Origin of the sequence: Breoghania corrubedonensis (assembly GCF_003053845.1) — a bacterium.
Lineage (GTDB): Bacteria > Pseudomonadota > Alphaproteobacteria > Rhizobiales > Stappiaceae > Breoghania > Breoghania corrubedonensis.
The window spans coordinates 185,675-197,748 of sequence record NZ_QAYG01000001.1 but is presented as its reverse complement, the minus strand read 5'-3'; the positions used below and the strand labels follow the sequence as shown (position 1 = coordinate 197,748).

The following is a 12,074-nucleotide window of genomic DNA, read 5'->3' as shown; positions in this document are numbered from 1 at the left end:
CCGGATCTGCGAAGCGTCACTGACGTGCCGCATCGCGTCCGGGATGACAACGCTGAAATTGAGCCGGGAGATAAATGCGAAACCGGCCGGCAGCGGTGTCTCGCGGCATTCGCCTCAAATGGGTTTCCGGCACCCGGGGTCCGCGAACCCTTCGCCCCAAAACGAAAACGGCCGCCCGGGGGCGACCGTTTCTCTGAAACACGGGCAGTGATGGCGAAACCTATCCGCGGGCGCGCTTGTCGCGGCGACGGTCGTTCATCGGCTGATAGGCGATCCGGCAATGGTGCGCACAGTAGGGCACGCCCGGATCCGAATTGCGGCCGCAGAAGTAGAAGTCGTCGGTGCTCGGGTCGCCGATCGGCCACTTGCAGGTGCGCTCGTTGAGCTGAAGGATCGTGGCCCGCTGCTCTTGCGGAATGACGAGTTCCGCCACCGGGGCCGGCTGCGTCGCCACAGCGGCAACAGGAGTCGGTTCCGCTTTCAGCGCGGTCGCGCCGATCGTACGCGGTGCCGCAGATGCGGCAGGGCGGGCGGGCGCGGAGGTCGCGGGGCGGGTGCGGCGCGGTTTCGCAGGAGCGGTGGCGGTCTTCGCACGCCCGGAAAGACCGAGCCTGTGAACCTTGCCGATAACCGCGTTTCGAGTAACGCCACCAAGTTCGGTGGCGATTTGACTTGCGCTCAAGCCTTCTGACCAAAGCTTCTTCAGAAGGTCGACGCGTTCAGTTGTCCAGGACATTATATAACAACTCCGCCGGATAGCCGCTTCTCAACGGATATACTTTTTACTCAGCCGTCGCGTGACGTCTGTCAGTATTAACAGATTGGTTACGAACTGGGTCCGCCGCACGAGATATCGTGTCTGAGTGCCGTGACCATACAATATGGCGGAAAGCGCTCGCAACCCTGTGCCATGCAAAAACGGCAGAAATCCGTAGTTTTCCCCAGATTAGCAGGGGTGACGATTTGCCAATTTCGAGCATAGGAGATGGTCAAGCTTTGCATTGACACTCGGTCGCCACGCGGGTGTATATAGAGCCTTCGCTGTCGTGCCGCCACATTGGCGGCACGCTTTGTTTCTGGCCCTGTTTTTTTGGGGATCGGGCGATGAATTCGTCGGCACTTTTCGGAACGTACGCGCGTAGTGAACTGGCTTTCGTAAAAGGCGAAGGCTGCTGGCTGGAAACGGCCGACGGGCGACGATTCCTCGATTTTGCCGCCGGCATCGCCGTGAATTCCCTGGGACATGCCCATCCCCATCTCGTCACTGTTCTGCAGGAACAGGCGGCGAAACTGTGGCACGTCTCAAATCTGTACACGGTTCCGGGCCAGGAGCGGCTCGGCAGACGGCTCATCGAGGCGACGTTCGCCGATCGCGTCTTCTTCACCAACTCCGGTGCGGAGGCGATGGAAGCCTGCATCAAGACCGCGCGCCGCTACCAGTATGCGAACGGCTCGCCGGAGCGCTATGGCATCATCACCTTCGAGGGCGCCTTCCACGGCCGCACCCTGGCGACGATCGCCGCCGGTGGCCAGGCCAAGTATCTGGAAGGCTTCGGCCCCAAGGCGCCGGGCTTCACGCAGGTGCCTTTCGGTGATCTTGACGCGCTCAAGGCCGCCATCGACGAGACGACGGCCGCGATCCTGATCGAACCGATCCAGGGCGAAGGCGGCATTCGCCCCGTCCCGCATGATTTTCTGCGTGCGTTGCGCACGCTGTGCGATACGCATGGCCTGCTGCTGATCTTCGACGAGGTGCAGACCGGGGTCGGGCGCACGGGCAAGTTCTTCGCGCACGAATGGTCGGGCATCACGCCGGATCTCATGGGCATCGCCAAGGGCATCGGCGGCGGCTTCCCGATGGGCGCCTGCCTTGCCACCGAGGAGGCGTCCGCCTGCATGGTGCCGGGCACGCACGGCACGACGTTCGGCGGCAATCCGCTCGCCATGGCGGTCGGCAATGCCGTGCTCGATGTCGTCCTGGCAGACGGCTTTATCGACGGGGTGGCGCGCAAGGGCCTGTCGCTCAAGCAGAAGATCGCCTCGGTGATCGATACGCACCCGCATGTCTTCGAGACGGTGCGGGGCGAGGGGCTGATGCTCGGCCTCAAGTGCCGCGTCCCGGTGAGCGAGGTCGTTCTTGCCGGCCGCGCGCAGGGGCTGCTTTCGGTGCCTGCCGGGGACAACGTGGTTCGCTTCCTGCCGCCGCTGACGATCAGCGAAGAAGACATGGATGAGGCGGTGAGCCGTCTCGACGCCGCCGCCGCTGCGGTGGAGGGCGCAATCGCGAAGGAGACGAGCGCGTGAAGAAGAACGGCGCAACACGCGATTTTCTGGACCTGAGCGAGGTCCCGACTACCGAACTGAAGACGATCCTCGCCGAGGCCGTGCGCCTGAAGAGCGTGCGCAATGGTGCGCTTCGCGGCCAGGGTCCGCTCGCGGGCAAGGTTCTGGCGATGATCTTCGAGCAGCCGTCCACGCGTACCCGCATCTCCTTCGATGTGGGTATGCGCGAGCTCGGTGGCGAGCCGTTGATGCTGACCGGGCACGAGATGCAGCTCGGTCGCGGCGAGAGCATTCCCGACACCGCGCGCGTGCTTTCGCGCTTCGTCGATGCCATCATGATCCGCATCCTCTCCCACGAGGATCTGCTGGAGCTGGCCGAATACGCCACCGTTCCGGTGATCAACGGGCTGACCAAGGTCTCCCATCCCTGCCAGCTCATGGCCGACATCATGACCTACGAGGAGCACAAGGGCTCCATCGCCGGCAAGCGTGTCGCCTGGGTGGGGGATTCCAACAATGTCCTGCATTCCTGGATGCAGGCGGCGGAACGCTTCGACTTCGAGCTGCGCGTTGCCACGCCGCCGGAACTGGCGCCCGACATGGAGCAGGTGGAGAAGATCCGCTCCGCCGGCGCCAACATCATGCTGAGCAACTCGGCGGAAGAAGCCGTCGAGGATGCCGACTGCATCGTCACCGACTGCTGGGTCTCGATGGGCGACGACGAGGAAGAGGCGACCCGCCACAACCTCCTGAAGCCCTATCAGGTCAACACCCGGCTGATGGGCAAGGCGAAAAGCGATGCCATCTTCATGCATTGCCTGCCCGCCCACCGCGGCGAGGAAGTGACGTCCGAGGTCATGGACGGCCCGCAATCCGTCGTCTTCGACGAGGCGGAAAACCGTCTTCATGCCCAGAAGGGCGTTCTGGCCTGGTGCCTGGGAGCGATACCGAACTCATGACGTCCGAAAGACAAGCCGCAACCGACGCCGGACCGATCGATCTGGCGGGCGACGACGCGGTGCTGCCCTTCGCCGTCGAGCCGCTCGACGTGCGCGGTCGTGTCGTCTATCTGGGCGACACGGTCGACGCGATCCTTCAGCGCCACGCCTATCCGCCCGCCGTCTCGCGCCTGCTCGGCGAGGCCATCGTGCTGACCGCGCTGCTCGGCACCTCGCTCAAGTTCGATGGCCGCTTCATCCTGCAGACGCAGACCGATGGTCCCGTCTCCATGCTGGTGGTCGATTTCGAGACGCCCGATGCCATCCGCGCCTGCGCGAAGTTCAAGGACGAGGCGGTGGCCGAGGCTGTCGCCGCCGGGCGCACCTCGTCGGCCGAGCTTCTGGGCTCCGGAACGCTGGCCATGACCATCGACCAGGGGCGCCACATGAACCGCTACCAGGGCGTGGTTGCGCTCGACGGCGGCTCGCTGGAAGATGTCGCGCACCAGTATTTCGCGCAGTCGGAACAGATCCCGACCCGGGTGCGTCTGGCGGTCGCCGAAGTGCTCGAGCGCCAGCCGGGCGAGACGCCGAGCCACGCCTGGCGGGCCGGCGGCCTCATCGTGCAATTCCTGCCCGAAAGCCCCGAACGCATGCGCAAGCCGGACCTGCACCCCGGCGATGCGCCTGAGGACGTCGACCTGCCGGACGCCGGCGGTGAGGTCGACGACGCCTGGGTCGAGGCGCAGGTCCTCGTCGACACCATCAAGGACGTGGAACTGACCGACCCGGCCATGGCCGCGGAACGGCTTCTCATCCGGCTGTTCCACGAGCGTGGCGTACGTGTTTTCGACCCCCGTCCGCTCCATGACCGCTGTCGCTGCTCGCACGAGCGCGTCGGCGAGATGCTGCGCGGCTTTTCCGCCGACGATATCGACCACATGACGGTGGACGGGCAGATCGAGGTGACATGCGAGTTCTGCAACTCGACCTACCACTTCGATCCCGCCGAGTTCGACGGCGGCGAAACGTCCTAGGGGCAGGGGACGGCGCGCGGAAGGAAAACGCGCGGCCGGTTCGCCTCTCCCCATGGGAGAGGGGACACGAACTTCGGATGTGGCTCGGTCCGTGATCCTCCCGGCGACCGAACCGTGTATCTCCACCGCCAGCCCTCCCTAACGTAAATTTAATCCAACCGGCCCTGATTCCGTTGCATTGTGCTCCTACGTAAAACGGGCTGTGCGCCGCGCGCGTTTTCTGTCATGGAATGATGGAACGTATGGCGGATTTGGAGATGCCCCGGAGTGCTGAAATCGATCGAGACCGTGGCCGCTACATCAGATGATGCCGCCGCCGGCGCGCGACCGGACAGCGGTTCGCGCGCGCAGGCGCGACCGGTGGCGGCCGTCGCACGCGCCATCCTCCAGACAGCCATCGCCGGCGGCATTCTGGCCGGTGCGGTCTTCGCCTATTTTCATCTGGTCGAAACCCGCGAGAGCATTCCCTCGCGCCCGCCGCGCGAACAGGTCTATGTCGTCCACACCGTTCCCGCCGCGATCACCGACGAGCGGCCGATGCTGTCGCTCTACGGCGAGGTGATGGCGGCGCGCACTGTCGATCTGCGCGCGCTGGTCGCCGGCAAGGTGGTGAAGGTCAGCGACAATCTTCAGGCTGGCGCGCCCATAGATGCCGGCGCCACCCTGGTGGAGATCGACCGCTTCGCCTATGAGGGCGCGGTGGTGGAGGCCAAGGCCAATCTGGCGGAGGCCCGCGCCAAGCTCATCGAGGCCGAGGGCGGACTGGCGCTGGAACGCGCCAATGTCGATTTCGCGCGCGAGCAACTCGCCTTCGCCGAACGCGATCTGGAGCGCGGCCGCCAGCTTCTGGCGCGCGGCTCCGCCACCGAGCGCACGATCGACGACCGCGGCCTCATCGTCTCCCAGCGCCGCCAACAGCTCGACCAGCGCCGCTCCGCGCTCGCCGTCCAGGAAGCGCGCGTGGAACAACAGAAGGCGGCCATCGAGCGGCTGGAGTGGAAGCTTCAGGAGGCGGAGCAGGCGCTCGCCGACACCACGCTGAAGGTGCCCTTCGATGCGGTCGTGCGCTCCGAGGCCGCCGCGGTCGGTCGTCTCGTCAACGTCAACGACGTGATCGCTGTTCTCTACGACCGAAACGCGCTGGATGCCCGCTTCACGCTCTCCGACAACCAGTACGGCCGGCTTCTGGGGGAAAGCGGAACGCTGTTCGGCCGCAAGGTCGAGGTCGTCTGGACCATCGGCTCCGAGCCCATCACCTTTGAGGCGGAGGTCGTGCGCGTCGGTGCGGACGTGGCGTCGGAACGCGGAGGCGTCGATGTCTATGCCCGCATTCTCGGCACCGGCGCCGAAGTTCCGCTGCGCCCCGGCGCCTTCGTGGAACTGAAGGTGCCCGACAAGCTCTATCGCGGCGTCGCCCGTCTGCCGGAGACGGCGCTTTACGGCGGCAAGCACATCTATGCCGTGATCGATGACCGGTTGAACCGCCGCGATGTGGACGTGATCGCCTATGACGGCAGTGATGTCATCGTGCGCGGCGAGATCGCCGACGGCGAAACGGTGCTGGCGACGCAGATTTCCGAGGTCGGAAGCGGCCTGCTGGTGCGCGAGGAGGGGGCCATGCCACGGGATCGCGGCCCGCCCGAGAGCGCCGTTCCCGGACTGTCGGCCCCCGGCAATGCCAAGCCCGGAAACACCACCACGGCCGCCCCCAAGCCCGCGGGGGCGCCCTCGTGAAGCGGCTCGACAGCGCCACCAGCGTGGCAGGTTTCTTCGTCCGCCATCCCAATGCCGCCAATCTCGTGATGGCGATGATGATCCTGTTCGGCGCCTACGGCCTCGTTCAGCTCAATACCCAGTTCTTCCCCACGGTTGAGACCAACCGCATCTCCATCACCGTCGAATGGCCCGGCGCCAGCGCGGAGGACGTGGAGGCGAACATTCTCCAGGCGATCGAGCCGGAGGTGCGCTTCATCGACGGGCTCGACGAAATCATCTCCTATGCGCGCGAGGGCGTCGGCAGCTTCCATCTGGAATTCGTCGAGGGCGCGGAGATGCGCAAGGCGCTCTCCGATGTGGAACAGGCCGTCAAGACGGTCACGACCCTTCCCGAGGACGCCGAGACGCCGACGGTCAGCTACCGGCAATGGTACGACCGTGTCGCCCGCATCGCCATCACCGGCGATTTTCCAGAACGCTCCTTGAAGGATTTCGCCCGCCGCATCCGCGACGACCTGATCGACCGGGGCATCGACCGGGTGTCGTTTTCCGGCCTGCGCTCGGAGGAATACGTCGCCCGTCTGCCCGAGCGCGAGCTGCGCCGTCTCGACATGACGGTCGCCGACGTCGCCGACCGGGTCGCAGCCAATACCCGCGACCTGCCGTCCGGCAATGTCGAGGGCGGCGTGGAGCGCCAGATCCGCACCGTCGCGCCCGGCACCGCGCCGGAGGACATCGGCCGCATCGACATCAAGACCTATGCGACGGGCGAAAAGGTGCGCATCCGCGACGTCGGCACGGTCACGCGCGAATTCGACAAGGACGCGGTGCGCGGCTTTTCCGACGGCCAGCGCGCCATCGAGCTCACCGTCGAGCGCCCGGCATCGGCCGACAGCCTGAAGACGGCGAAGATCCTCGACGACTATCTCGCCGAGATCCGCCCGCAACTGCCGCCGACGCTTAAGATCGTGGAATACGAGATCCGCTCCGACGCGCTGAAGGCCCGCATTGGTCTTCTGGTGCGCAACGGCCTGTCCGGGCTGATCCTCGTCGTCCTCGTTCTCTACATCTTCCTCAATGCCCGCATCGCGCTGTGGGTAGCGGCCGGCATTCCCGTCGCCACAATGGCGACGCTCGGCATCATGTGGATGTCGGGCCAGACCATCAACATGATGTCGCTGTTCGCGCTGATCATGATGCTCGGTGTCATCGTCGATGACGCCATCGTGGTGGGCGAGCACACCGCGACGCGTTTCGCGCTCGGCGATCCGCCCGATATCGCGGCCGAGGTCGGCGCGGGGCGGATGATCGCGCCGGTTTTCGCCGCCAGCCTCACCACCATCGCGGCTTTCGCGCCGATCTTTCTGGTGCGCGGCGCCATCGGCCAGATCATGTCGGCGATGCCGCTCGTCGTCATCGCGGTGATCGTCGCCAGTCTCGTCGAGTGCTTCACCGTGCTGCCCGGCCACCTCGCGCATTCGCTGCGGCCAAGCCCGCGCCGGCGCTGGCACTGGTGGCGGCACGGCATCCTGGCCGGCGCCATGGCGCTGTTCGTCATCGGCCTGTCGCTGCGTCCCGACATCGAGGTGACGCCGGCGCTCGACGGGCTCGCCGGCCTCTGCCGGAGCTTGCGCGCGGGCCTCGGCGCGCTTCCCTTCGATCTTCTCGTCGTCGCGGTCGCCTTCGTCATCGCCGGGGCGATCGAGGCCGGCCTGCAGTTGCTCGACCGCAACGGCAAGGGCGACGAAACGGCCGAACCCTCCTGGCTCAGACGCAGGCTCGACGCCGGCTTTTCCGGCTTTCGCGACGGGCCGTTCCGCGCGTTCGTCACGCTCGCCTTCCGCTGGCGCTATGTCACCGTCGCAGTCGCCGTCGCCACGCTGATCGTGGCGGCCGGCTTCCTGGCGGGCGGGCGGGTCGGCTTCGTCTTCTTCTCCTCGCCGGAAGCGGAGAACATCCGCGCCACGGTCCACTTCAACGCCGGCATTCCGGAGGAAGAGGCGGTCGCGGCGCTGGCGCGCATCGAGAATGCCCTGCGCATGGCGGAAAAGCGGCTGACCCACGCCGCACCGCAGGATCTTGTCGTCGCCTCCTATGTCACGCTTGGCGAGGCCGGCCGCAACAGGGGCGACAATGTCGCCGGCATCGACGTGCAGCTCACCGATTCCGAGGTTCGCAGCATCCGCACACCCGACATCGTCAAGGCGTGGCGCCGCGAGATACCCGACATCGCCGGCATCGAGCGGGTCGCGATCTACGAGCGTCGGGGCGGCCCTCCGGGCCGCGATCTCGATATCCGCCTTCGCGGCGGCGAACCCGTCGCGCTGAAAGCCGCCTCGCTGGAGGTCCAGAAGCTCCTGACCGGTTTTCCGGGGGTGAGCGGGGTTGCAGACGATCTGCCTTACGGCAAGCCGGAACTGGTGATGGAGCTGACCTCGCGCGGCAAGGCGCTGGGCTTCACGGTTGCTTCTGTCGGCCGCCAGATCCGCAACGCGTTCGAGGGCGCCATCGCCCGCCGCTTCGCCGATGGCGACGAGGAGGTCACGCTGCGCGTGCGTCAGGGCCAGGAGGACGGCATGGGCGCCGGCAGCCTGCGCAATCTCACGCTGCGCGCGCCTTCGGGCGAATACGTGCCGCTCGGCGAGGTGGTGACGCTGACCGACCGCCAGGGCTTCTCCACCATCCTCAGGCGCGACGGCAAGGCCACCGTCTCCGTCACCGCCGATGTTGATTACGAGGTCACCTCCAACGCGGCCATCGTCGCGCGGCTCGACGCCGGCCCCTTGGCGGAAATCGCCGCCCGGCACGGGCTCGACTACCGTTTCTCCGGCCGGCAGGAGGAGCGTGCGGAATCCTTCACCGATTTGCAGCTCGGCACGCTGATCGCGCTCGGCGCCATCTACCTGATCCTCGCCTGGGTCTTCGCCAGCTACTTCTCGCCGCTCGCCGTCATGGCGATCATTCCCTTCGGCATCGTCGGCGCGGTCTTCGGCCACTACATCTTCGGCTTCCAGCTCACCATCCTGTCGCTGATCAGCCTGCTTGGCCTGTCGGGCATCCTGGTCAACGATTCCATCATTCTCGTCTCGCGCTTCGACGAGCGCCGGGAAGGGGGCGAGGGGATGATGGAAGCGGCGGTCGGCGCCAGCCAGGACCGCCTGCGCGCGGTGCTGCTGACCTCGCTGACGACCATCGGCGGTCTGACGCCGCTGCTGTTCGAGCCCTCCATCCAGGCGAAGTTCCTGTTGCCGATGGCGGTGACCATCGTCTTCGGTCTGGCGGTGGCAACGCTGCTGGTGCTGTTCCTGATCCCAGCACTTCTCGGCATCGGCGGCGACATCCGCGCCACCTATCGCGGGATCTACGGCCATCACGGCGGCCATGGGGGCAGGGGGCCGGCTGCGGCCGAGTAAACCGTGTGGCAGGCCCCCGGCATATTATTCCCGGGCTCCGCTTCCTACCCGGCGAACCTTTCCGCGAACCGGCGCACGGCCTCGGCCGCGATCTTCAGGTTGCCGTCCCAGGTGGCCGGCGATGCACCGCGCGGGGCGAGATCGTGGCTGCCGTCCTCCATCACCAGTACCTCGATCGTGTCGGGCAGGCCGTAGCCAGCGACCTCGTCGCGGTTGCCGAAGGGATCGCGTTCGCCTTGCGCGATCAGGCAGGGCAGCGGCAGGGCCTGCAATGGCTCCAGCCGCGTGTCATCCGGCTTTGCCGTGGGGTGGAACGGGTAGCCCAGGCACACGACACCCGCCACATGGGCATCGAGCGCCGGATCACCCGCCGCCATCGCCGCGACGCGGCCGCCCAGCGACTTGCCGCCGATCAGCAGCGGCCTTTGCGCTTCGCCCGCAATTTCCGAAATCGCTCCGAGATAGGTATCGATCAGCTTGTCGGCCCGGGGCGGGGGCCGCTTCTTGCCGGTTCTCCGGCGATCGGCCATGTAGGGAAACTCGAAGCGGACGACGGCGATCTCCTGTTGGACCGCGAATTTAGCGAACTTCTCCATGAACGGAGAATCCATCGGCGCGCCGGAGCCGTGCGCCAGCAGCAGCGTCGCCACGGGCGTCGTGTCGGGTCTCGTCCAGAGAAAGTCGGTCATCTCGCCCATTCCTTGCGCGGGAATCGCGCGCTCGTGACTTGCATGTGGCCCGCCCGCGTGACCATCGTCAACGTTCGCGAAAGAGGCGGGGTGGAACCTGTGGCCCATCCTGCGGGCGTTTCGAACGATGGGCTCCAAAACCGGAATTCCAAACTCCGACCGCCGCGCCCCGAACCCGCATCGCCATCCCAACGAAACGGAGACACCGCACCTTGAGCGAACTGACGATCCGGATAGTGATCTTCGCCGCCATATTCGCGGGCATGGCGCTCTTCGAGGTGCTGGCCCCGCGCCGCCCCTTGCGCTACGGGCGCGGCCGGCGCTGGGTGACCAATCTCGCCATCGTCGTCATCGATTCCGCTATCCTGCGCGTCGTCTTTCCGATGGCGGCCGTCGGCGCCGCGTTGTGGGCGCAGACACGCGGCTACGGGCTCTTTCCCGCCCTCGGCGTGCCGCCGCTCGTGGCCAGCGTGATCGCCTTCGTGGTGCTCGATTTCGCGGTCTGGTTCGAACATCTCGTCTCCCACAAGCTGCCCGTCCTGTGGCGCATCCATCGGATGCACCACGCCGATCCGGACATCGACCTGACCACGGCCCTGCGTTTCCACCCGCTGGAAATCCTCATCTCGATGGTCTGGAAGGCGGCGATCGTCGTGGCGCTCGGCGCGCCGGCGCTCGCGGTTCTGGTCTTCGAGGCGGTGCTGAACGGCGGGGCGATGTTCAATCATTCCAACGTGCGCCTGCCCGGCTGGCTGGAGGCGGCGCTGAGGCCCGTCGTCGTCACGCCCGACATGCACCGCGTCCACCATTCCGTCATCGGCTGCGAGACGGATTCCAATTACGGTTTCAACTTTTCGTTCTGGGACAGGCTCTGCCGTACCTACGTTGCCCAGCCGCAGCGCGGCCACGAGGGCATGACGATCGGGCTTTCCTCGTTCCAGAGCGCGGCGCCCACCGGTATCGTCTGGTCGCTGCTGCTGCCGTTTCGCGAAAACACCGCCGACGGCGACGAACAGGAAGAGCGTCAGGCGCCGACCGAACCGGTCAATAGAAGCTGATCGGGAAGTAGCGCAGATAAAGTTCGCCGAAGCGGCCGTCGTCATTCACCTGCTGCAAGGCGTAGTTGATGGCGGCGCGCAGGTTTTCGTTCTTCGCCCTGACCGCGATGGAAAGCCCGTGGTCGAAATAGCCCGGCTCAAGCCACGGTCCCGGCGCGAAGGCGCAGCAGTTGACCGAACTCGTGCCCTGCAACCAGTAGCTCAGGGCCATCCCGTCGCCGAAATGCGCATCGACCTCGCCCCGCCTCAGCGCATCGCGCGCCTTTTCCTCATCCGGATAGGTGGCGATGCGGCTTTGCGGAAAGAACTTCTGCAAAAACGCGGCGTGGGTTGTGCCGTCGGCAACCGATATCCATTTGCCCGCCATCGTTTCCGGCAGCAGCGGCGCATCCGTGGCGTCGTGCTTGCGCACGACGAAGCGGGCCGGCAGCTTCAGGTAGGGCGCGGAATAGATCACCGACGCCTTGGCGCCCGGCGTGCCGTCGCCGCTCGCTTCGGCCTTGCCGGTGTCGCCTGCGCCAGGTTCCAGACCGGCAATCACCGCATCGCCTTCGCCGCTGGCGAGCGAGCGCAGCAGGTCATCGAAGGGTTCCACACGCAGGGTGCAGATCGCCTCCAGCTCTTCGCAGATCGCGCGGGCGAGATCGATGTCGAACCCGGTCAGCCGCCCGGCCGGATCACGGAAGGCGAAGGGCGGGAAGTCATCGCTTGCAAGAAAACGGATGGTTCTCTGTGTTTCCGTCGGCTTGTCCAGTCGAACGCGGGCATCCCAGAAATTGGGGATGACCGGACCAGGCTCGGTCGCGGAAACACTATCGACAGTTATTGTCAGGAATGATACCAGAGAAAGTATCAGTATACCAATAAGTCTCATTTAAGACGAAACTCATTCATTGTGTTGTTAAAGATCCTTGGGGAAGTTTATTCGGCAGATACTGTA

The 12,074-nt window shown here is 65.9% G+C and carries 9 protein-coding genes; 6 read left to right on the top strand and 3 right to left on the bottom strand.

Annotated features, from left to right (window positions below; genetic code table 11):
• Positions 1 to 220: 220 nt before the first annotated feature.
• Positions 221 to 736 carry a GcrA family cell cycle regulator gene (locus C8N35_RS00905; RefSeq protein ID WP_107987754.1) on the bottom strand — a complete coding sequence of 172 codons (516 nt, stop codon included), beginning with the start codon at positions 734 to 736 and terminating at the stop codon, positions 221 to 223.
• Positions 737 to 1,104: 368 nt separating this feature from the next.
• Between C8N35_RS00905 and C8N35_RS00900 the strand changes: the two genes are divergently transcribed.
• The 5 genes from C8N35_RS00900 to C8N35_RS00880 all read left to right on the top strand — a co-directional run bounded on the left by C8N35_RS00900 (position 1,105) and on the right by C8N35_RS00880 (position 9,387).
• Positions 1,105 to 2,304 (top strand): aspartate aminotransferase family protein, encoded by a 1,200-nt coding sequence (locus C8N35_RS00900; protein ID WP_107987753.1) that lies wholly within the window; start codon positions 1,105 to 1,107, stop codon positions 2,302 to 2,304.
• Entirely contained in the window at positions 2,301 to 3,242 is a 942-nt protein-coding gene (gene argF / locus C8N35_RS00895; RefSeq protein ID WP_107987752.1) for an ornithine carbamoyltransferase, read from the top strand. Before C8N35_RS00900 ends, argF begins: the two co-directional genes overlap by 4 nt.
• Complete coding sequence (locus tag C8N35_RS00890; RefSeq protein ID WP_107987751.1) at positions 3,239 to 4,258, top strand: Hsp33 family molecular chaperone; 1,020 nt, start codon at positions 3,239 to 3,241, stop codon at positions 4,256 to 4,258. The genes argF and C8N35_RS00890 overlap by 4 nt, the downstream gene beginning before the upstream one ends.
• A 267-nt stretch (positions 4,259 to 4,525) precedes the next feature.
• Positions 4,526 to 5,992, top strand: coding sequence for an efflux RND transporter periplasmic adaptor subunit (locus C8N35_RS00885; protein WP_107987750.1), 1,467 nt, complete (start codon positions 4,526 to 4,528; stop codon positions 5,990 to 5,992).
• Positions 5,989 to 9,387, top strand: a complete 3,399-nt coding sequence (locus C8N35_RS00880) for an efflux RND transporter permease subunit (protein ID WP_245926611.1) — start codon at positions 5,989 to 5,991, stop codon at positions 9,385 to 9,387. The genes C8N35_RS00885 and C8N35_RS00880 overlap by 4 nt, the downstream gene beginning before the upstream one ends.
• A 44-nt stretch (positions 9,388 to 9,431) precedes the next feature.
• Here C8N35_RS00880 and C8N35_RS00875 read toward each other — a convergent pair whose 3' ends face one another.
• Entirely contained in the window at positions 9,432 to 10,076 is a 645-nt protein-coding gene (locus C8N35_RS00875) for an alpha/beta family hydrolase (RefSeq protein WP_107988990.1), read from the bottom strand.
• Between the two features lie 263 nt (positions 10,077 to 10,339).
• Here C8N35_RS00875 and C8N35_RS00870 point away from each other — a divergent pair, with 263 nt between their 5' ends.
• Positions 10,340 to 11,134, top strand: coding sequence for a sterol desaturase family protein (locus C8N35_RS00870; RefSeq protein WP_107988989.1), 795 nt, complete (start codon positions 10,340 to 10,342; stop codon positions 11,132 to 11,134).
• Here the strand turns inward: C8N35_RS00870 and C8N35_RS00865 are convergent.
• Positions 11,121 to 12,008 carry a transporter substrate-binding domain-containing protein gene (locus C8N35_RS00865; RefSeq protein ID WP_107987749.1) on the bottom strand — a complete coding sequence of 296 codons (888 nt, stop codon included), beginning with the start codon at positions 12,006 to 12,008 and terminating at the stop codon, positions 11,121 to 11,123. The genes C8N35_RS00870 and C8N35_RS00865 overlap by 14 nt on opposite strands.
• Between the last annotated feature and the right edge of the window lie 66 nt (positions 12,009 to 12,074).